The organism is Brevibacterium sp. JSBI002, from assembly GCF_026013965.1.
In the GTDB taxonomy this organism is placed as follows: domain Bacteria; phylum Actinomycetota; class Actinomycetes; order Actinomycetales; family Brevibacteriaceae; genus Brevibacterium.
On sequence record NZ_CP110341.1, the window covers coordinates 646,424 to 667,821 of the forward strand.

A 21,398-nucleotide genomic window follows, 5' to 3' on the forward strand; every position below is an offset into this window, starting at 1 on the left:
CATGGCCGACAACAACTCAACCGAAACTGTGGTGGCTGGGGAAGACGAATACATCCCCAGCGGCGAGGAACTGGAGATGAGCGGAGGCACGCCTCCGCGCAAGGCCAAGCACTTCTGGCCGTCGGTCAAGCGTCTGTTCGGACTCATGGCCACGGAGAAGAAGGGCATGTTCTACGTCGTCGCCCTCGTCGTGGGCTCCGTCGTGCTCACCGTCATCGCGCCCAAGGTCCTCGGCAAGGCGATGGACGTCGTCTACTCCGGAGTCATCGGCGCTCAGCTGCCCGCTGGTGCGAACATCGACGACATCATCGCCGGGGCCCGCGCCGAGGGCCGAGACGACTTCGCCGATATGCTCTCCACCGCCGAGGTGGTGCCCGGGCAGGGGATCGACTTCACGGCGCTCGGTCAGATCATCATCGCCGTCCTGCTCATGTACCTCGTGGCCTCGATGCTCATGTGGGCGCAGGGGTATATCCTCAACGCCCTGGTCATGCGCGTGGTCTACCGTCTGCGTGAGGACATCGAACGCAAGATCAACCGACTGCCGCTGCGCTACTTCGACACCCGTCAGCGCGGCGATGTGATGTCGCGAGTGACCAACGACGTCGACAACATCCAGCAGGCCCTGCAGCAGGCGTTCTCTCAGCTCGTGCAGTCTGCGCTGACGATCATAGGCATCGGCGTGATGATGTTCATCGTGTCCTGGCAGCTCGCACTGCTGGCTCTCATCGCTCTGCCGCTGTCGGCGATCATCGCCGGCGTCATCGGCACCCGTTCGCAGAAGCTGTTCAAGGCGCAGTGGAAGCACACCGGTGAGGTCAACGGGCACGTGGAAGAGTCATTCTCCGGTCTTGACATCGTCAGGGCCTTCGGTCGTGACGAGGTCATGCTCGAGGAGTTCGACCGTCGCAACGAATCGCTGTACAAGGCTTCGGCAGGAGCACAGTTCGTCTCCGGCATGATCATGCCCTCAATGCAGTTCGTGTCCTACCTCAGCTATGTCCTCATCGCCGTCGCCGGCGGACTCAAGGTGGCGACGGGACAGATGACGCTCGGTGATGCGACCGCGTTCATCCAGTACTCACGCGAGTTCTCGCAGCCGATCTCCGAAATGGCCGGTGTCGCGAATATGCTCCAGTCCGGTGTCGCCTCGGCGGAGCGGACTTTCGAACTGCTCGACGCCGAGGAGGAGGACCCCGACGAGGTGCAGCAAGAACTGCCCCCGCGCACTCCGGGCAAGGTCGAATTCTCCGAAGTGAGCTTCCGGTATGCTCCGGAGACGCCTCTCATCGAGAAGGTGTCCTTCACCGCCGAACCGGGACATACGGTGGCGATCGTCGGCCCGACCGGTGCCGGCAAGACCACCTTGGTCAACCTCGTGATGCGCTTCTACGAGATCACGGGCGGAACCATTTACCTCGACGGCATCGACACCCGCGACCTCAGCCGGGCCGACCTCCGATCACATGTGGGCATGGTGCTCCAGGATGCGTGGCTGTTCGAAGGCACCATCGCCGACAACATCCGCTACGGCCGGTTGGGCGCCACCGATGAGGAAGTCGTCGCAGCCGCGAAGGCGACGATGGTTGATCGGTTCGTGCGCCAGCTGGCCGACGGCTATGACACCGTCATCGATTCCGACGGCGGCAGCGTCTCGGCCGGCGAACGGCAGCTCATCACCATCGCTCGAGCGTTCCTCGCCGACCCCTCACTGCTCATCCTCGACGAGGCGACCTCATCGGTCGACACCCGCACCGAGGTGCTGGTGCAGCAGGCGATGGCAGCGTTGCGAACCGATCGGACGTCGTTCGTCATCGCCCACCGGCTGTCGACGATCCGTGACGCTCACACCATCCTCGTGATGGAAGACGGAGCGATCGTCGAACATGGCAACCACGAGCAGCTGCTCGCGGCAGAAGGCGCCTACCACCGGCTGTACATGTCGCAGTTCCGCGGAGAGGACGCCGAGGAGCAGTTCACCGCCGAGGTGCTCGCCGCAGCCGAGGCCGGTGCGCCGGTCGAGGAAGCTGCGGTCTCCGCCAGCGACAGCGCGGACGGGCCGGATGCCGAAGGCGAAAGCTCCGAGGCGCCGGCAGAGGAAGGCCGCTCTCCGCAAGCCTGATCGTTCCGAGCAGTGGCAGGGTCCCCGAGCTTGAGCTCGGGGACCCTGCATCGCATTCACCGCAGAAATCAGATGGTGAACGGAGAATCCGACATAACGTTTTTCAGGGCGTGAATGCCGAAATCGATCCAAATGTGACACTGCTCTGACCGCTCTGCCGTGCGGCTCACCAGCCCCAAATAGAAGTTGCTGTGCAGGTGAGAGCACAGCCTGGGGGACGAACACGTGGAGCACTATAATCAGGCCGCACGACCAGTATTGCGAAGTGATAAACATTCGGCAAAACACCTCTATCACTTCTGTCATGATCTAAACGACCTAAAGTCGTGCGCTCTTCATTGCCTGCGTATGGTCCAAGCCATAACTGAAGACGGCAACCGACCAGAACTCTGGAAGGAACATCATGAAACGGTTGGCAATGGCGGCAACGTTCGCTCTGGCACTCTCCCTCGGAGGATGGGGTCAGGCAGCCGCACAAGCAGATGAGAGCACAACTGCGCAGGCGGCCGACGTCCAAGCCGCGGGAGAAGCAGGAGACGGCAACGCAGAATCCCCGGGAACAGAGGACCCGCCCACGGACCCTGGTGACGACGCCGCTGATCCCGGCACACCCACCGAACCCGGTGACGGGGAGGAATCGACTGATCCGGGAGGCGACGAGAACGCAACCGATCCCGGCGACGGTGATGAGGCAGCCGACCCTGGCGAAGGTTCGGACGAACCGCCCGAGGACTCGACCCCGATCGATGCCTCGTTCTCCCTCGACCAGTCGTCGATGCCCGTCGACGAGGCAGCCGAGGCCATCCCGTACACCATCACCGGGCTGAAGGCCGGAGACACCGTCACCGCCGAACCCGGAGAGAGCGGCTCCATCACCGTCGACAGTGACGGAACGTTCAACGGAGAGCTCCGCGGCAACACCGAGCTCAAGGTCGGCGACGTCGTCGATGTCACCGTGACCGTCGCCCGCGACGGCGAAGAGTCGGAGACATTCAGCGGCAGCGTGGAGATCACCGACAGCCAAGATGACTCGGATGCGGCCGTCAGCGTCGACCCGCAGAGCCAAGGGATCGACTCGTATCTCGACGATGGTGTCGACATCACCGTGAGCAATTGCGAGGCGGGCGAAGAAGTGACCGTCACCATCGTCCGCAAGGGCGAGAATACGAGCATCTGGGAAGAGACGAAGACCGCCGGCGGTGACGGTTCGGCCTCCGCGTCCTTCATGCCTGGAACCGGCGGCGATGGATGGATCGGTGACTTCGTGGTCAGCGCAGAATGCGGTGACATGACCGCGGAGACGACGTATTCCGTCACTGAGAACGGCGACGGCTCCGATTCGGATCTCAGCGTCACCCCGGAGGGCCAGAAGCTGGCCGACTTCCTCGAGAACGGTGTCAACATCACCCTCGTCGACTGCCACGTCGACTCCGAGGTGAAGTTCCAGGTGAGCTCCGCGAAAGACCCCGACACCGTGATCTGGGACGAGACCCAGGAAGCCGGTGAGGATGCAGCGGGATCCGTCCAGTTCCTCCCTGACGGTGACGGCGGCAAGGGCTGGGTCGGTGACTTCATCGTCATGGCCTCCTGCGGCGACAAGAGCGCAGAGACCACGTTCACTGTCACCGATGACGGCAGCGTCGTCGACCCCGAGCTCTCGATCAACCCCGAAAAGATTCCGGGAGAGGACTTCATCGACCGGGACCAAGGTGTGCAGCTGATGGTCAACGAATGCGTTCCAGATGCCGAAGTCCACTTCGAGGTCTACTCCGGGGACGAGGGCGAGAAACTCTACGAACAGACCGCGACGGCCAATGAAGAAGGAACGGCCGGAATCCACGTCTACGGACTCGGGGATGATCCCGCATACTACGTCGGGACCTACCAGGTCTTCGCCGAATGCATGGACGTCAGCAGGTCAGGAGAGTTCGAAGTCACCGGCGGTGAGTCCGGTGGCGGCAACGGAGGAGACTCCGGTGAAGCCGGCGGATCCGGGGGCGGCTCGTCGATGCCTCGCACCGGTGCCGAACTCACCGGGCTGGCTGCAGGCGCCCTGCTCATCCTCGGCGGTGGAGCGGCCATCGGTCTGGCACGCCGGAAGAACAAGAGCTGGCAGTGACCGGTGACCCGTCGGGTTGGTGACTCCACCCGGCCCGACGGCGAGAAGCGGTCCTGGCGGAAGCGATCGGCCCCGGTTCCTCGACTCCTGGTCGAAGAACCGGGGCCGATCTGTGCTGTCCTCACAGGCAGTGCCGAGCAGTTCGCGTGCACGCCCGTTGAGTCACGTCCGGGTCTTGCCGGTGCAGGAACAGCGGGCCTAGCTTGGTCGTCGTGGAGGCAAGGAAGCTTCCACGAAACCGATGAACGAGGAGCACAATCATGTCCAGTCCAGGTCAGCCCGATATCAAACGCGGCGACAAGGGCACCGCGGTCCTGCGCGCCCAGCGAGCTCTGCGGAGAATTCCCGATCTCAGCGTCGCAGTCGACGGTGATTTCGGACCGGACTCCGAAGCGGGGGTCAAACGGTTTCAGGAGAGTGCCGGACTGACGGTTGATGGCATCGTCGGAAAGGACACCTGGGAAGCACTTCCGAACGGTGGTCCGATGCCTCTGCTGAAGACCGGGTCGAAAGGCGACGTCGTTCGCGACCTGCAGAAGTTACTCATCTCTGGTGCAGGCAGCGGTGATTGGCCGTCGCCGGGCGAAGCCGACGGAGAATTCGGGGCCGGCACGAAGGAGTCTGTGGAGGGCTTTCAGAAGCGGGGTGGCGTCGACTCAGACGGCATCGTCGGGGACAGAACCTGGGCTGTCCCACTGCACGCCACGAACAGCACTCTCGAGACCGCCGTCGGACTCGACTGGGCCGAAGACTGAGTCCGGCCAAGGTGCTGCTGACAGTTCTGGTCCCCTGCTTCCGGAGTCGCGAGCAGGGGACCGCGGCCTGGAATCTCCGAAATCGGCGATAACAATTCAGCCTGCCGAATTCTGCGGAGTGATGACGATGTGATCGACAGTCTGATCGCGGCCTGTGCGCCCGGATCAGCCTGCCTCAACCGGAGCAGCCAGCTCCGACCCAACCTCGCTGGAACAATGGGGATGACCAGGAACGACAGCGCCGCCTCGGCGAGAGTGCCGCTGTGGGCGGTGCGTGATTCTGAAAGACGGCTCGGCGTTCGAATCGGCAGGTCACATTGACGTCTCGAAACCGTTCGGAACGCTGTTTCGAAGTTGTCATGACCACAATGATCAGAACTCCACAGAACTCTTTCGTCCTGCCTACGGTCGCACCACAACCGAATACGGCAGATCAACCCGACAACGCTTTCAGAACATCACTGGCAAGGACGAAAGAAGGATGATCACAATGAAGAAGCTCGCACTCGCCGCAACCGTCGGTTTCAGCCTATCCATGCTCGCAGCCGGACCGGCGACGGCTCTGAGTCTCGACGCCGCACCTTCGGGCTCTGTTCCAACCGACGGAAGTCACTCGAGCGAATCCGGGGCAGCAGAGGAAGAAGGCTCGGAGGGCGACCCCAAGTCTCACAATGAAGATCTGGCGCTGAGGTTCGCGACGATGACACTGTACGAGGTCGCGCACGGCAAGGGAATCGAATACACCGTCGACGGGCTCAAAGCAGGGGACATCGTCACCACCAGTCTCAACGACAAGAAGTCCGTTGTGAAGAAGGACGGGCCGTTCGACGGCTCGGTTGTCGTGGATGAGGAACCGGACGTCCCGACAGCCCTTCCGTTCATGGTCTATGTTGAACGCGACGGCGAGAGAGTAAGGGAGATGTCCACCAGTGTCGACCTCATGGCGGAGGGCGATCGAAGTGAATACGAAGATGGCACTCTGTTGATGAACCCAGAGGAGGACACGAACGACACGGCTCTCGGCACCGACGGAGTCAATTTCACAATGGTCAACTGCTCGGCCGAAGACGAGGTCGTGTTCCGCGTGTTCAAGAAGAGCACGGACGGTCAGACGAAGGTCTGGGAAAAGCGCCAACTCGCCGGTGAAGATGAGTCCGCATCGGTCCGATACACAGCGGATTCAAGCAAGGACCTGTGGGGCAGATACGTCATCACTGCAGAATGCGGCGACCTCGAAGACTCGGCGCCGCTGCAGGTGTACATCGACGAATAGAGGTCCGTGATCACTCAACCCGCAACTAGAATGCAAACGACGCCAGGCCCTCGACTCAGAACAGTGCTTCTGAGTTTCGGGATCTGGCGTCGTTCGTCTGTCGGTGTCTCAGGGACCGCCGGCCGGCTCAGCCCTTGGCGACGAGGGTGCGCACGGCCGAGGAGAAGAACCCCTGACCGTCGATTCCGCCGCCGGACTCGGGGCCGAAGCCGGCCTCGACGGCGTGTTCGGGGTGCGGCATGAGGCCGACGACGTTGCCTGCTTCGTTCGTGATTCCGGCGATGTCGCGCAGAGACCCGTTCGGGTTGAAGCCCTGGTAGCGGAAGACCACGCGTCCGGTGGACTCGAGCTCGTCGAGCACCTCGTCGGTGGCGACGAACCCGCCCTCACCGTTCTTCAGCGGAATGCGGATCGTCTGACCCTGCTCGTAGTCGCTCGTCCACGCGGTGTTCGCGTTCTCCACGACCAGGTCCTGGTCACGGCAGATGAAATGCTGGTGATCGTTGCGGATGAGCGCACCGGGCAGCAGCCGGGACTCGCAGAGGATCTGGAAGCCGTTGCAGATGCCGAGCACCGGCATACCGGCATTCGCCGCAGCCACGACGGACTCCATGATCGGAGCGAATCCGGCGATCGCACCGCAGCGCAGGTAGTCACCATAGGAGAACCCGCCGGGTAGGATGACGGCATCGACTCCGGACAGCGTCGAATCCGCATGCCACAGGTTCACCGGGTTCGCACCGGCCAGACGAACGGCGCGAGCGGCGTCACGGTCATCGAGAGTTCCGGGAAACGTGACGACTCCGACGGAGACACCGGACTCAGGCGTCGCCTCGGCGGTGGGATCAGCCGCGACAGCGGTCACGATGCGTCCTCGGCCACGCGGACAGCCACAACGTTTTCGATCACGGGGTTCGACAGAAGCTTCTCTGCGGCTTCGCGTGCCTGGGCGAGGACCTCCTCGGTGGCTTCGCCGTCTACCTCGAGTTCGAACCTCTTGCCCTGACGAACCTCACCGAACCCGGTGAAGCCCAGACGGGTCAGTCCGCCGGAGATCGCCTTGCCCTGGGGGTCAAGGATCTCGGGTTTGGGCATCACCTCAACGACGACACGTGCCATGCGTGTACTGCTCCTTTGTGAAAGTGTTCGGGAGTTCCTCCCGCGCTCACCCAGAGTCTACCAACCACGACCGAATTCCCCGCCCGCGGTCCGGTCGTCGGACAGGCCGGAGCCCTCAGGAATCGAAGCCCATGCCCACTGCATCGAGGACCTTGAGCAGAGGTCCGCGACGGCCTTCGTTCTCATCGGCCTTGATCAGCGCATTCGTCGTCATCTTGATGCCCAGCCACGCCACCGGCTCTGGCGGGAACGGCAGGGGGAGCTTGCGCACCATCTCGAGCTCGGTCAGCTCGGTGTCCTCGCCGGAGAGCAGATCGAGCATGACCGTTCCAGCGAACCGAGACGCACCCACTCCGAGCCCGGTGAACCCCGCAGCCATGGCGACCTTCTTCCCATAGGCGCTGGTGAAGAACGAGAAGAACCGCGAGCAGGTGTCGATCGGTCCGCCCCACTTGTGAGTGAACTTCAGCCCGGCCAGCTGCGGGAAGGTCTCGAAGAAGTGCTCGGCGAGGGTCTCGAAGGTCTCGGGTCGCTGATCGTATCTCCACGACAGCTGCCGCCCGAAGTGGTAGACGGCGTCCCAACCGCCGAAGAGGATCCGGTTGTCAGCGCTCAGCCGGTAGTAGTGGAATCTGTTCGCACAGTCGCCGATGCCCTGACGGCCCTCCCATCCGATCGCAGCCATCTGCTCGTCGTTCAGCGGCTCGGTCATCAGCGCATAGTCGTAGACGGGAACCGTATGCAGACTCACCCGTCTCAGCAGCGAGGGGAACACATTCGTCGCCAACGCCACCCGCTTCGCCGTGACCTGGCTGCACGGAGCTGACGCACAGTCCTCGAGCGTCTCCGCGGTCACGCGGGTCTGGACTCGCACGCTCGTCTTCGCGTCGCTGACATCGGTGACCTTCGTGCCCTCATAGACCTCGACCCCGAGTTCGCGGATGACCCGCAGCAGCTCCCAGCACAGCTTCGCCGGATGGACCAGCGCGACCTCGCGGGAATCCCACAGCGCACCCTTGTACGTCGGCGACTTGACGATCCCCGCGAGCTCCTGCTGGTCGAGGAAGATGAAACCGGAATCGGGATCGTGGGCCTCACGCAGCTCGGCGACCTGGTAGTCCTCGGTGGCGACGTCGAGTTCGCCCGTGCGCTCGAACTCGACGTCCATCCCGTACTTCGCCACCGCTGCTTCGATGGCGTCGAGGTTCTCCCGGCCCAGCTGCGCGAGCCGATCGTTCTCCTCCGGCAGGTGGGCTTCCCCGTTGTCATAGCCGTGAGTGAGGCTGGCCGCGCAGAATCCGCCATTGCGCCCCGAGGCGGCCCACCCGATCGAGTTCGCTTCGACGAGCACGACCCGACGGTTCGGGTCCCGCTCCTTGGCCTGCAGAGCAGTCCACAGACCCGTGAACCCGCCGCCGACGACGAGGAGGTCGGTCTCGCGGTTCTCCTGCAGCGGCGGCAGCGGCTCCGGACGCAGGTCGGTGTCGAGCCAGAACGGAATGGTCGAGGCGTCGGACAATGAGGCATTGACGTCCATGTCACTTCACTTTCTTCGCTGTGCGGTCGGTGGGCACTCTGCCGGACAGGCAGGTGCGGGGTGGTGCGGAACGGCGGGCCGGCACGAGCCGGCGAACTTCGGGGCCGCCTCGGTGATGGGGCTCCTCATGCGGCCATCGTCTTGATGATCTCCGTGGCGTTGCCGCCAGCCTTGCGCAGGACGAAGCCGACGAAACCGAGCGCTAAGAGGGTGAGCACGAACATCACCGTCGACATCGCCGCGACCTCGGGGCGCAGAGCCACGCGGACGGCGGAGAAGATGTAGACCGGCCACGGGGTGTAGCCCGGCTGCTGGACGAAGCTCGAGAGGATCGTGTTGTCGAGGCTGACGGTGAACGACATCAGAGCTCCGGCGAGGATGCCGGGAGCCGCGATCGGCAGGGTGTTGTCCTTGAACCGGTTCCACGGGGTGGCTCCGAGATCGGCGGCGGCATCCTCGAGCTGGGTGTCCATTCCGGCGAGTCGGGCCCGGACGATGAACGTCACGATCGCCATGGAGAACATCGCGTGCGAGATGATGAGCCTGACCAGGCCGTTGTTGAGCGGTGTGATGCCCCAGTCGACGCCGACCGTGACGAACCACGGCAGGAACGAGATGCCGTCGACGATCTCGGGGGTGACCAGGGTCAGTCCGAGGATCGCGGTCAGTCCGAGTGCCCACCATGCGCCCCTTCTGGCCCTGGCCAGAGCGACTCCGCCGAGGGTGCCGAAGATCGTCGAGACGATCGCTGTGCCCACAGCGGCCTGCAGGCTGGTGACGATGGAGGAGACGATGATGTCGTTGTTGATGCCGCTGATGTAGGCGTGCAGGCCGAAGCCGCGGAAGTTCGCGAGCACCTTGCCGTTGTTGAACGAATAGGCGATGATCACCGCGATCGGCACGAACAGGTAGACGAAGACGAGGATGCCCCAGACGTGCAGGGCGATATCGGTCGGCGTCCGACGTGCGAACGTGTTCTTCTTCGGCATCTCAGGCCCTCCCGTCATGCAGCGGAACACTGTTGAGCTTGGCCGTGATCGCCTGCCCGAGCTTGAGCAGTGCGAAGCCGACCCCGACGACGGCCAAGGTGGAGATGATGAGGATCATCGCCATGGCCGCTCCGACCGCCCAGTTCTGTGCGGTGTTGAACTGATTGGCGATGAGCTGACCGACCATGGAGCCGCTCGCCCCACCGAGGACGGTCGCGGTGACGTAGTCGCCGTTGAGCGGGATGAACACGAGCAGGCAGCCGGAGACGACTCCGGGCATCGCCATCGGCAGCGTGACCCGCATGAAGGTCTTCACCTTCCCCGCGCCGAGGTCATAGCTGGCCTCGCGCAGCTTCTTGCCCGAGGCGTCTATGGCGACGAACAGCGGCAGGATCATCAGCGGCAGATAGTTGTAGACGACGCCGATCTGCACGGCCATCCGCGTGTAGAGGATGTCCAGGGGTCCGTCGAGCAGCCCAAGCCCCTGCAGCCAATTCGACAGGAACCCGTCGGGGGAGAGCATGATCTGCCAGCCGAGGGTGCGGACGAGGAAGTTCGTCCAGAACGGAACCATCACCAGGGCCAGAGCCAGTGACCTGCGGGCGGGTGCAACCTTGATCGCCAGCCAGTACGCGAACGGCAGGGCGATGATCAGGCACAGCAGGGTGCCGAGCAGCGAGATGCGCAAGGTCGCTGCGAAGGTCGAGACGAAGCTTGCGCTCATCGCCTCCGGGTACCGGCCGAACGACAGTCGATCGGTGGCGATGGCCGTGAACTGGTCGGGCTTGTACCCGAAGCTGTAGAAGACGATGAGGGCGAGGGGGATGATGAAGAAGAACAGCGCATAGGCCCATGTCGGAAACGACATGGCCGCCGGGCCGAAGAGCTTCGCCGCCGGCTTCTTCGGTCGTGGCTGCTGCGGTCGGGTCTGTGTGCTCATGCTCCGCTCCCGGCCTGGGCGTCGGTGAGGATCTTCGTCCGGATCTGATCGGCCGGAGTCTGCTTGCTCGGTTCGAGACGGTCGAGGACCTTCTGGGCGGGGAAGATGAGGTCCTGCTGGTCGAGGTCGGCCTGCTTCGCCTGCTCGGCCAGGCCCTTCGTTCCGATCGGGTAGCCGATGTAGTCGAGCTGGTCGACCGCGGTGTCCGGCGAGAGCATGTGGTTGATGAAGGCGTGCGCCGCATCCGGGTGCGGGGCGCCGGTGGCGATCGCCCAGCAGTCCATCCACAGATTCGCCGAGGGGGTCGGAAAGACGAACTTCCAGTTCTCCGGGTCCTTGACCTCGGTCAGACCCTGCCTGGCGTCGCCGTTGAAGGCGTGCAGAAGAGTGAAGCTGCCCTGGATCATGCTCGTGGCGGCGTTGCCGACATAGGCCTTCACATTCGGGGCCAGATCGTCGACGATGATCTTCCGAGCCTTGTCGAGCTCTCCTTCGTCCTGGGTGTTGAGGCTGAAACCCTGTGCAGCCAGGGCGATCGCCGAGACCTCCCATGGGTCCTCGAGCAGGGCGGTCGTGCCGGCCGCTTCCTTCTGCGCGGCATCGAGGAAGTCCTGCCAGCTCGACATCTCCCGGCCGATCCTCTTCGTGTTGTAGACGAACCCGGTTGTGCCCCACGCCTTGCAGATCGAGTACGTGTTGTCCGGGTCGAAGTACTGATGAGTGAAGTTCGGGTCCATGTGCTCGAAGTTCGGGATCAGGCTGAGGTCGAGCTCCTGGAGCAGATCATGTTCGAGCATCTGCGGAATGTTCGACCCCGTCGGCACGACCACGTCATAGCCGGATGTCCCGCGCGAAGTCGAGAGCTTCGCCACGAGCTCCTCGTTCGACCCGTAGGCGTCGACCTGGACAAGGATGTCGTTCTGGGACTTGAAGGCGTCGAGAAGTTCCGGGTTGTCGTAGTCGCCCCACGAGTAGAGGTTGAGCTTCGATTCGAGCTTTCCGTCGGTCGGCGGCGATGCCGCCATCTTCGTGGTCTTCCCGCACGCGCTCAGTGCTCCGAGTCCGACGACGCCGAAACCGGCCAGCAGCGCTCGTCGGCTCAACCTCGCCGAGGCGGCCCGCGGCGCCAGGAACGTCACATCGGGTCTCTGCCGGACCATCTCAGGCACCGCCTTCGAGGAGGGACGTGACTGCGCTCGGCTCACGGTCGTACACGGCCACGGCGTCGGCATTCCAGCTCAGCTCCACCTCGGTGCCGGCGCTGATCGGCTCCCGCCCGGCGGCGGGGACTCGAGCGAGGATCTCGTCGTTGTCACCGACGACGATCATGTACTGGATGACATCGCCGAGGAACGAATACGAGATCACGGAACCGCGCGCCGTGTTCGCTTCTCCGGAGCCCTTGCCTGCAGGGGCGACGTGCATCCGTTCAGGACGGATGGCTGCGCGCACTCGGTCTCCGACCTCGAGATCACGTGGCTCACCGGCGGCGGTGGCCGGTCTGAGAGTCAGCGTCGGGGCCGTGAGCACGGCGTTGGCCGTACGCAGGGTCACGGTCGTCGTATCGGTGGACGCCACCTCGGCGGGGATGAAGTTCTGTTTGCCGATGAAGCCGGCGACGAAGCCGTTGTGCGGGTTCGCGTAGATGTCCTCACCGGACCCGATCTGCTGGATGACGCCGTCGTACATGACGACGATGCGATCGCTCATCGCCAGTGCCTCATCCTGATCGTGGGTGACGAAGACGAAGGTCGTGTCGAGCTTCGTGTGGAGGCGTTTGAGCTCGAGCTGCATCTCCTCACGCAGCTTCCTGTCGAGCGCCGACATCGGCTCGTCGAGGAGGAGGACCTGCGGGCGGTTGACCAGCGCCCGGGCCAGAGCGATGCGCTGCTGCTGACCGCCGGAGAGCTGCTCGGGCTTGCGTCCGGCGAAGTCCTCCATCTGCACAAGGGCGAGGGCGTCGCGGACCCGCTGCGCGATCTCCGGCTTCGGGACCTTCGCCTGCTTGAGTCCGTAGGCGATGTTATCGGCGATGTTCATATGCGGGAACAGCAGGTAGGACTGGAACACCGTATTGACCGGACGGCGGTGCGGCGGCAGGGACACGATGTCCTTGCCGGCGAGCAGGATCGCACCGTCGGTGGGGGTCTCGAAGCCGGCGATCATCCGCAGCAGGGTGGTCTTTCCGCAGCCGGAGGGGCCGAGCAGGGACAGGAATTCGCCCTTGCGGACGCTCAGATCGAGGCGTTCGATGGCGGTGTTGTCGCCGAAGACCTTCTTCACTCCCTGGATCTCGAGATGGTCGAGTCCGGTCTCCGCGGAGGGCACCGAGGTGGCTGTACTGGTCATGATGGCCTTTCGTGTTCAGCTGGCTGAGCCGGTGGTGGTCGAGGCGGACGGCGTGGTCGGTGCCGGAGTGTGAAGCGGCAGGGCGTCGTGGACGATGCGCCCGTCGCAGATGGTCAGTTCGTTCGTGATCCCCGCGATATCGGTCGGCGGCAGCGTGAAGGGATTCTCGCTGGACAAGGCGAGGTTGGCCGGCTGACCGGTGCGGATGTGGCCGTTGTCGGCCGAGCGCAGCAGGTGTGCCGAACCTGCGGTGTAGGCGCGCAGCGCCGTCGTGAGGTCGATGGCCTCGTCGGGCAGCAACGGCGACTCATCCGCGGCAGTCGGGTGCGAGCGGTTGAGTGCGACATGGATCGCCTCCCATGGGTTCGCCGTCGACACCGGCCAGTCCGAGCCCATCGCCAGATGGGCGCCGGTGCGATTGAGAGACCCGAAGGGATAGAGCCAGCCGCTGCGCTCGGCGCCGAGGAAGGGCAGGTTGAGGTCGATCATCTGCTCGTCGTGGCAGGCCCACAGCGCCTGCAGGTTCGCGGTGACGCCGAGTTCGGCGAAGCGCGGGACATCGGCGGGATCCACGACCTGGACGTGGGCGATATGGTGACGGCGTTCGCCGGGCTCGGCTGCGCCGGTCGTCCCGGTGCCGGCCGTACCCTGGCTGCGGACGGCCTCGAAAGCGTCGAGGGCGGCCTTGACCGCGGCATCGCCGATCGCATGGCAGTGGATGTCGAAGCCGGCCGCATCGAGGGCGGCGAACGAGGCCTCGAGGTGGGCGCGAGTGAAATAGCTCGTTCCGAAGCCGCCGCAGGTGCAGGTGTATTCGTTGGTCATGGCCGCGGTCCGAGACTCGACGATCCCGTCGAGCATGAACTTCACCGAGGTGGCGCGGAAGCGGCCGTCGGTGCGGGCGAGATCGGTCAGTCGGGCCACCTCGGTGTCGATGTCCTCGACTCCGCGCGGCCACCACAGACTGCCGACGACCTCGGAATGGAGATCACCCGATTCCGCTGCCCCGATGTAGGTGCCATAGGGATCGCGGTGGCCGCCGTAGTCGCCGACGATGGCGTCCATCCACGCGGTCACGCCGAGGGAGTTGAGGTAGCGCTGACCTTCGTGCAGACCGGCCAGGACCTCCTCCTCGGAGGCGGCGGGAACGTGGGCTGAGACGAGGTCGATGGCCGATTCGTGCAGGCACCCGGTGGGGCGGCTCGCGGAATCGGCGACGATGACGCCGCCGGCAGGTGCCGTGGACGTCTCGTCGAGTCCGGCCGCAGCCATCGCCTGCGTGTTCACCCATGCCGAATGGTGGTCGGCGCTGAGCAGGATCGCGGGCCTGTCGGGGCAGGCCTCGTCGAGGATGTCGGCGGTCGGGTCTCCTCCGGGAAAGTGGGCCATCGACCAGCCGCCGCCGATGACCCAGTCGTTCGCAGGGTCGGTCGCGCCGTCATCACGGTTCGTGTCGGCGGCATAGTCGCGGACCATCTGCAGCGCGGCCTCGAGGCTGTCCGCTCCGCTGATATCGCAGGCCAGGGCCTCCTGACCGCCGAAGGTCGTGTGCGCATGCGCATCGACGAAGCCGGGAGTGAGCAGCTTCCCGTCGGCGTTGATCGTGCGCGACGCGGGCACAGCTGCGGGTCCGGTGCCGATCTCGGTGATGATCCCGTCGCGGATGCTCACACGATTCTCGGCGCGCAGAGCCTCACCGTCGAAGATCGCGACGTCGAGGATATCGAGGTCCAAGGCTGCCTCCCGACTGCAGTGTCTTGGCAGAGGCGGATTGCCGAGCCCGCTCTCTGAGTGTGTTGTGGATCACTGTGAAGTCACCTTAGCGGAACATCCCCCGTGATTCCACTGATTCCGTTGCAGAAATATGCGTCAAGTGAGGGAAACTGCAACACGGATTGTCAGTAGCGCTGATTCAGCGTCTCACACTGCGATATTCGCACAGGAGTCGTTGGCGGCAATGGTGAAGCCGCGGGGCACCGACTTGTCGTCGATGCCCCGCGGCTTCTGTGGGGTTGAGAACTGAGCGCTTCAGCCGGGGAAGGTCTCTCCGGTGAGCTTCTCGAAAGCCTCGATATAGCGGGCACGGGTCTTCTCGACCACCTCGGCGGGCAGCGCCGGGGGAGGAGTGTCCGATGCCTTGTCCCAGCCGGATTCTTCGGTCAGCCAATCGCGGACGAACTGCTTGTCGAAGCTCGACTGAGCCTTGCCTGCCTCATAGCCCTCGGCGTCCCAGAAGCGGGAGGAGTCCGGGGTGAGCACTTCGTCGCCGAGGACAATCGTGCCGTCGGCCAGGGTCCCGAACTCGAACTTCGTGTCGGCGAGGATGATCCCGCGTTCCCGGGCGATCTGCTCGGCACGCTGGTAGATCTCCACGGTCAGGTCGCGCAGCCTCTCTGCGGTCTCGGTCCCGACGGTCTCGGCGACGGCCTCGAAGCTGACGTTCTCATCGTGTTCGCCGAGCTCGGCTTTCGTTGCCGGAGTGAAGATCGGAGGCTCGAGGCGATCGGCCTCGACGAGTCCGGCCGGCAGCTGGATGCCGCAGACCGATCCGGTGGCCCGGTAGTCCGACATTCCCGATCCGGTGAGGTAGCCGCGGGCCACGCACTCGACGGGGAACATGGAGAGGTTCTGCACGATGAGGCCGCGGCCGGCCACGGCCTCGGGCACGTCTGAGCTGATGACATGGTTGCCGATGACATCGGCGAGCTGATCGAACCACCACAGGCTCAGTCCGGTGAGCACCTTGCCCTTGTCCGGGATCTCCGAGTCGAGTACCCAGTCATAGGCGGAGATGCGGTCCGAGGCGACCATGAGCAGCTGCTGCGCACTCGCGGCATCGGCGGCGTCGGCGGGAATGTAGAGGTCGCGGACCTTCCCCGAATACACGTGCTTCCAGCCCGGCAGCACCGGGGCGACCGGTGCGGGGGCGGCGTATCCGGAGGCGAGCTCGATACGTCCGGCGGCGGCCGTCTCGGCGATATCGGTGCGGTGCTGCTCACCGTCCCACTTGATCTGGTCGACCGCGGCATAGGCCTTCGCCCGCGCATCGTCCAGGTCGTCACCGAGCGAGACGACGGAGAGCACGCGGCCGCCGGAGGTGACGATGTCTCCGGTCTCGGCGATGTCCTTCGTGATCACGGCGTCTTCGGGGGCGAATCCGCCGCTGGGACCGGTCGCGAGTTTCGTGCCCGCGTGCAGGACGCTGATGTCTGGCAGGGTCGCGGCGGTGTCGAGTCCGCGGATGATGTCTCCGGTGCTCGGCGTCCCCGGGTAGTTCTCGGCGGCCATGACCACGGTCACCGAGGAGCGCGGATCCCATTCGAGGGGCGCGGTCTCGTGCAGGCGGCCTTCGGCAGCGGCGAGCAGCGTCTGGCCCAGGGGGCTGGACAGGCGGGCGAGCACCGACTGGGTCTCCGGATCGCCGAAGCGGACGTTGAACTCGATGACGCGCAGACCCTTGCGTGTCAGCGCGAGTCCGCAGTAGAGGAGTCCGGTGAACGGAGTGCCGCGGCGGGCCATCTCATCGACGACGGGCTGGGCGACGGTGTCGATGATCTCGTCAACGGTGCCGGCAGGCAGCCATGGCAACGGCGAATACGCGCCCATTCCGCCCGTGTTCGGGCCGGTGTCACCGTCTCCGATGCGTTTGAAGTCCTGCGCCGGGGCCAGGGGGACGGTGGTCTTTCCGTCGCAGAGGACGAACAGGGAGACCTCGGGTCCGTCGAGGTAGTCCTCGATGACGACCCGGTCGGAGACCTCGAGGCAGGAGCTCGCATGCGTCAGCGCGGCGTCGAAGTCATCGGTGACGACGACCCCCTTGCCGGCGGCCAGGCCATCGGCCTTCACCACATGCGGGGCGCCGAATTCGCGCAGCGCGGCCGCCGCCTCGTCGGTCGAATAGGCGACGACGGTGCGTGCAGTCGGCACGTTCGCGGACTCCATGACCTCCTTCGCGAACGCCTTCGAGCCTTCGAGGTGGGCGGCTTCCGCGCTGGGGCCGAAGACGGGGAAGGAGGCTTCGCGCAGAGCATCCGCAACTCCGGCGACCAGCGGAGCTTCGGGCCCGATGACGACGAGATCGACGTCGAGGGTCTCAGCCAGCGCGGTCACGGCGGCGGCATCCGAGGCATCGACCGCCTCGGTGTGGGCGATCTGCGCGATACCGGGATTGCCGGGAGCAGCGATGACGGCGTCGACCTGCGGGTCGCGCGAGAGAGCGAGGACGAGGGCGTGTTCGCGGCGCCGAACCGATGACAAGAACCTTCACGCCACCAGCCTAAAGGGTCGTAGGCTTGAGTGCGTGACCTACTCGACTTTCACTCCCGGCCAAGCCGCCGAGCTCGCCGTCGTCGAGCGCTCCGGCTTCATCGAATCCCGCCACATCGGGTCCGCCGTCGTCCTCGACCCGGAGGGATCACCGCTGATCAGTCTGGGTTCCCCCGACGCTTCAGTGTTCACACGCTCTAGTCTCAAACCGCTGCAGGCGATCGCGGCGATGAGCCTCGGGGCGCAGCTCGAGGGACCGTCCGCTGCCCTGGCCGCCGCCTCGCACAAGTCCGAAGCCGGGCACGTCGAGGTCGTGTCCGCGATGCTCGAAGCCGCCGGTCTGGACGTGTCCGACCTGCAGTGCCCGTCGGCACACCCCGCCGATGGGGCCTTCCGTCGTCAGTTGCAGGAGGAGGCCCGGGCCGCCGGGGAGGACAGCACCGACCCGCGTTCGCGCCTGTACTTCAACTGCTCCGGCAAGCACGCGGCGTTCCTCGCCGCCGCCCGCGCCATCGGCGCCGACACCGCCACCTATCTGTCCCCGGACCATCCCGTGCAGCAGAAGGTCGCCGAGGTGGTCGCCGCCTTCGCGTCCGAAGCGCCGTCGGCGATCGGCATCGACGGCTGCGGTGCTCCCGTCTTCGCGCTCAGCCTCACCGGGCTGGCGCGAGCGATCGGCCGGGTTGTCCGGATGGGCTGCTCCGACGTCGCGGTCGAGGAGACGGCCGGAGCATGGACTGCCTATGAGCCTGAGGCCCGCACCCTCACCGAGGCGGTCTTCGCCGACCCGTGGACGATCGAGGGCCACGGCCGACCGAATTCGACCGTCATTGACCGGCTCGGCGTCTTCGCCAAGGGCGGGGCCGAGGGCGTCATCGTCATGGCCACCCGGACCGGGTACGCCGTCGCCGTGAAATGCCTCGACGGAAGTTCCCGGGCCACGGGACTTGTCGCCCTCACCCTGCTCCAGCGGGCGGGAGCGTTCGACGCCGAGCCGGGAGCCGCCTCGGCGCCGGGGAGCGAGACGGTGGACGCTGTGATCGCTGAGATCACGGACCCGGTCACCGGGGGCACGGATTCCGAGGGGCGGACGAACGTTGTCGGACGCCTGGAGCTCGGGGAAGATATTGCCGATATCGGTGAGAGAAAGAGGGACTGATGGCGATTCGCAGAAGGATCGACTCCGATCAGGGACGCAGCGCACTCGAGATGTGGCTGACGCAGGCGAGGCTCGACGCGGCCCCGGCCGACCGATCAACCACCGCCACCGCCGTGCGCTTCACTCTCGAAGAGCTCGCCGCCCGCGCCGAAGGCAACAGCGTCGAAGTCCGGGTCCCGCCGTTCGGCGTCACCCAGTGCATCGCCGGTCCCCGGCACACCCGCGGCACCCCGCCGAACGTCGTCGAAACCTCCGCCGAGGTGTGGCTGAGCCTGGTCACCGGACGCACCGACTTCGCAACCGCGCTCGCCGCAGGAGACATCGACGCCTCGGGTACCCGAGCCGACCTCGGCGACTTCCTGCCCCTCTTCACCCCTGCAGAACTCGAGGCCTGAGCATGAGCGCACAGATCACGCAGACGACGTCGTTCATCGGCGGGCGGCATGTGCCGTCCCTGCTCACCTACGCCAATATCGACCCGGCCACCGGAGGCCAGCTCGGCGATATCGCCCGCGCCGGGGCCGATGAAGTCGATCGGGCGGTGCAGGCTGCGGCGAAGGCACAGCAGGAATGGAAGCGCTCGAGCCCCGAACAGCGCTCCCGCCTGCTCATCGCCACCGCGGCCGTCATCACCGCCAACCGCGACGATCTGGCCCGCATCGAATCCGAGGACACGGGCAAGCCGATCACCCAGGCCTATGCCGACGTCGACGTGTGCGCCCGCTACTTCGAGTTCTACGGCCACACCATCGAGTCCTACTACGGCCACGCGATCCCGCTGGCCGAGGACATGCACGTCTACACGCGGCGAGAGCCCTTCGGCGTCACCGGGCACATCGTGGCTTGGAACTATCCGCTCCAGCTCATCGGCCGCGCCGCCGCCACCTCGCTGGCCACCGGCAACTGCGCTGTCGCCAAACCCGCGGACGAGACCCCGCGGTCGACCGTGCGACTGGCCGAACTCATCCACTCCGTCGGCTTCCCCGCCGGAGCCTTCAACGTCGTCACCGGCCTCGGCTCCGAGGCGGGAGCGGCACTGAGCGCCCACCCGGGAGTCGCACATCTGGGCTTCGTCGGATCGACGCAGACCGGCTCGGCCATCGCCCACGCCGCTGCCGATAGGGTCGTGCCCACGGTCCTCGAACTCGGTGGGAAGTCCGCGAACATCGTCTTCCCCGACGCCGATATCGATGCGGCGATCCCGTCGCTGGTGCGCTCCATCATCCAGAACGCCGGGCAGACCTGCTCGGCCGGGTCCCGGCTCATCGTCCACCGTGACATCCACTCCGAGGTCGTCGAGAAGATGGCCGCCGCCATGGCGCAGGTGACCATCGGCTACGGCCTCGACGACCCGATGCTCGGGCCCCTGATCTCGGCCAAGCAGCACGACCGGGTGGACGGGTTCCTCTCCGAGGTCGATTCCGGGCAGATCGCCACCGGCGGCACCCGACCCGACGGTCTGGCCGACGACCTCGCCGCTGGGGCGTTCATCACCCCCACCATCGTCGACTCCGTCGACCCTAAGTCCCGGATCGCCCAGGAGGAGGTCTTCGGTCCCGTCGTCGCGACCCTGCCGTTCGCCGACGACGATGAAGCCGTGGCCCTGGCCAACGGCACCGACTACGGCCTCGTCAGCGCACTGTGGACGCAGAACATCTCCCGCGCCCACCGATTGGCTGCCGAGGTCGATGCCGGCCAGATCTTCGTCAACACCTACGGTGCCGGCGGGGGAGTCGAACTGCCCTTCGGCGGGTTCAAGAAGTCCGGCTACGGTCGCGAGAAGTCCATCGAAGCCCTCGACGAATACACGCAGACGAAGACCGTCGCCATCAAGCTGTGACGGTGAGGAAGGGGCCGGTGCGGCGATGACCTTCCCGGTGCTCGGGCTCGTCCTCATCGCCGCCGTCGCCCACGCCGTCTGGAACCTCGCCGCGAAGTCCGTCACCGGCAGAGGCTATGCCTTCGTGCTCGCCTACCACGGGCTCTCGGCGCTCCTGCTCGCCCCGGTCGCGGCCGTCATCATCGCCACCGGCGCGCAGCCGCTGAACTGGGCACTGGTCGGCGCGGCGGCGCTGAGCGCGGTCTTCCACATCGTCTACTCCGTGGCCCTGCAGTCCGGTTACGACCACGCCCCGCTGGGCGTCGTCTACCCGACGGCGCGCGGCATCGGGCCGGTCGTGACGATCATCATCGCCGTGGCCTTCCTCGGTGAGCGTCCCACCCTCGCCGAGGCGGTCGGAGCCTTCACCGTCATCGCCGGCATCGCCGTCGTCACGATCCGTCCCCGCGGCGGCGGGGACGGCCCCACGAGCAGCGACGGTCTGCGACGGGGGCTCGCCTGGGGCGGGCTGATCGGGGCGTTCATCGCCTCGTACACACTCTGGGACGACTTCGCCGTGAACCATGTCAGCGATTCCCCGCTGCTCTACTTCGCCGTCTCCGAAGCCTGCGTCGGGCTCATCATGACCGTCGGAATGGTCGCGCTTCCCGGCGGCCGGGAGAAGCGCGCGGACTTCCGCGAGATCCTTTTGAGCCACAAGCGCGCGCTCGTGACCGTGGCGATCCTCTCACCGCTGGCCTATGTGCTCGTCCTCTACGCGATGCAGAAGGCGCCGGTGGCGCTCGTGGCCCCCGTGCGGGAGACCTCGATCATCGTCGGCACTCTGCTGGCGTGGTGGTTCTTCGGGGAGAGGAACGTGCTGCTCAAACTCGCCGGTGCCCTGGTCGTGGTCGCGGGCATCGGGCTCATCGCGCTCGGATGAGGGCGTCC

Annotated in this window: 17 protein-coding genes; 8 read left to right on the plus strand and 9 right to left on the minus strand. The window is 65.5% G+C overall.

Annotated elements, in window-relative coordinates; all coding sequences use genetic code 11:
• The first annotated feature begins 1 nt into the window (after window position 1).
• From LJ362_RS02770 to LJ362_RS02785, 4 genes are all read left to right on the plus strand, one after another.
• A complete protein-coding gene (locus LJ362_RS02770; protein WP_264800647.1) occupies window positions 2-2,122 on the plus strand; it encodes an ABC transporter ATP-binding protein in 2,121 nt (706 codons plus the stop codon).
• A gap of 403 nt (window positions 2,123-2,525) precedes the next feature.
• Complete coding sequence (locus LJ362_RS02775) at window positions 2,526-4,241, plus strand: hypothetical protein (protein WP_264800648.1); 1,716 nt, start codon at window positions 2,526-2,528, stop codon at window positions 4,239-4,241.
• Between the two features lie 260 nt (window positions 4,242-4,501).
• The gene (locus tag LJ362_RS02780) at window positions 4,502-4,996 is read left to right on the plus strand and encodes a peptidoglycan-binding domain-containing protein (RefSeq protein WP_264800649.1); all 495 of its coding nucleotides are present in this window, start codon (window positions 4,502-4,504) and stop codon (window positions 4,994-4,996) included.
• 490 nt (window positions 4,997-5,486) lie between these two features.
• The gene (locus LJ362_RS02785; RefSeq protein ID WP_264800650.1) at window positions 5,487-6,269 is read left to right on the plus strand and encodes a hypothetical protein; all 783 of its coding nucleotides are present in this window, start codon (window positions 5,487-5,489) and stop codon (window positions 6,267-6,269) included.
• Between the two features lie 127 nt (window positions 6,270-6,396).
• Here LJ362_RS02785 and purQ read toward each other — a convergent pair whose 3' ends face one another.
• From purQ to purD, 9 genes are all read right to left on the minus strand, one after another.
• Window positions 6,397-7,134, minus strand: coding sequence for a phosphoribosylformylglycinamidine synthase subunit PurQ (gene purQ / locus LJ362_RS02790; RefSeq protein WP_264800651.1), 738 nt, complete (start codon window positions 7,132-7,134; stop codon window positions 6,397-6,399).
• Entirely contained in the window at window positions 7,131-7,388 is a 258-nt protein-coding gene (purS, locus tag LJ362_RS02795) for a phosphoribosylformylglycinamidine synthase subunit PurS (RefSeq protein ID WP_025780534.1), read from the minus strand. Before purS ends, purQ begins: the two co-directional genes overlap by 4 nt.
• A 115-nt stretch (window positions 7,389-7,503) precedes the next feature.
• Window positions 7,504-8,925, minus strand: a complete 1,422-nt coding sequence (locus tag LJ362_RS02800) for an NAD(P)/FAD-dependent oxidoreductase (RefSeq protein WP_264800652.1) — start codon at window positions 8,923-8,925, stop codon at window positions 7,504-7,506.
• A 125-nt stretch (window positions 8,926-9,050) separates the two neighbouring features.
• Window positions 9,051-9,914: an ABC transporter permease gene (locus tag LJ362_RS02805; RefSeq protein ID WP_264800653.1), complete on the minus strand. Its 864-nt coding sequence runs from the start codon at window positions 9,912-9,914 to the stop codon at window positions 9,051-9,053.
• Between the two features lies 1 nt (window position 9,915).
• Window positions 9,916-10,854 carry an ABC transporter permease gene (locus LJ362_RS02810; protein ID WP_264800654.1) on the minus strand — a complete coding sequence of 313 codons (939 nt, stop codon included), beginning with the start codon at window positions 10,852-10,854 and terminating at the stop codon, window positions 9,916-9,918.
• Window positions 10,851-12,014 (minus strand): spermidine/putrescine ABC transporter substrate-binding protein, encoded by a 1,164-nt coding sequence (locus LJ362_RS02815; RefSeq protein ID WP_264800655.1) that lies wholly within the window; start codon window positions 12,012-12,014, stop codon window positions 10,851-10,853. The genes LJ362_RS02810 and LJ362_RS02815 overlap by 4 nt, the downstream gene beginning before the upstream one ends.
• 1 nt (window position 12,015) lies before the next feature.
• Entirely contained in the window at window positions 12,016-13,203 is a 1,188-nt protein-coding gene (locus LJ362_RS02820) for an ABC transporter ATP-binding protein (RefSeq protein ID WP_264800656.1), read from the minus strand.
• Between the two features lie 15 nt (window positions 13,204-13,218).
• Window positions 13,219-14,937: an amidohydrolase gene (locus LJ362_RS02825; RefSeq protein WP_264800657.1), complete on the minus strand. Its 1,719-nt coding sequence runs from the start codon at window positions 14,935-14,937 to the stop codon at window positions 13,219-13,221.
• Window positions 14,938-15,231: 294 nt separating this feature from the next.
• Window positions 15,232-17,460: a phosphoribosylamine--glycine ligase gene (gene purD / locus LJ362_RS02830; RefSeq protein WP_264800658.1), complete on the minus strand. Its 2,229-nt coding sequence runs from the start codon at window positions 17,458-17,460 to the stop codon at window positions 15,232-15,234.
• A gap of 43 nt (window positions 17,461-17,503) precedes the next feature.
• Between purD and LJ362_RS02835 the strand changes: the two genes are divergently transcribed.
• From LJ362_RS02835 to LJ362_RS02850, 4 genes are read left to right on the plus strand one after another with little or no spacing between them, the layout of a single operon-like run.
• The gene (locus tag LJ362_RS02835; RefSeq protein ID WP_264800659.1) at window positions 17,504-18,628 is read left to right on the plus strand and encodes an asparaginase; all 1,125 of its coding nucleotides are present in this window, start codon (window positions 17,504-17,506) and stop codon (window positions 18,626-18,628) included.
• The gene (locus tag LJ362_RS02840) at window positions 18,628-19,023 is read left to right on the plus strand and encodes a sterol carrier family protein (RefSeq protein WP_264800660.1); all 396 of its coding nucleotides are present in this window, start codon (window positions 18,628-18,630) and stop codon (window positions 19,021-19,023) included. The genes LJ362_RS02835 and LJ362_RS02840 overlap by 1 nt, the downstream gene beginning before the upstream one ends.
• A gap of 2 nt (window positions 19,024-19,025) precedes the next feature.
• A complete protein-coding gene (locus tag LJ362_RS02845) occupies window positions 19,026-20,468 on the plus strand; it encodes an aldehyde dehydrogenase family protein (protein WP_264800661.1) in 1,443 nt (480 codons plus the stop codon).
• Window positions 20,469-20,493: 25 nt separating this feature from the next.
• Window positions 20,494-21,390, plus strand: a complete 897-nt coding sequence (locus LJ362_RS02850) for a DMT family transporter (protein WP_264800662.1) — start codon at window positions 20,494-20,496, stop codon at window positions 21,388-21,390.
• The last annotated feature ends 8 nt before the right edge of the window (window positions 21,391-21,398 follow it).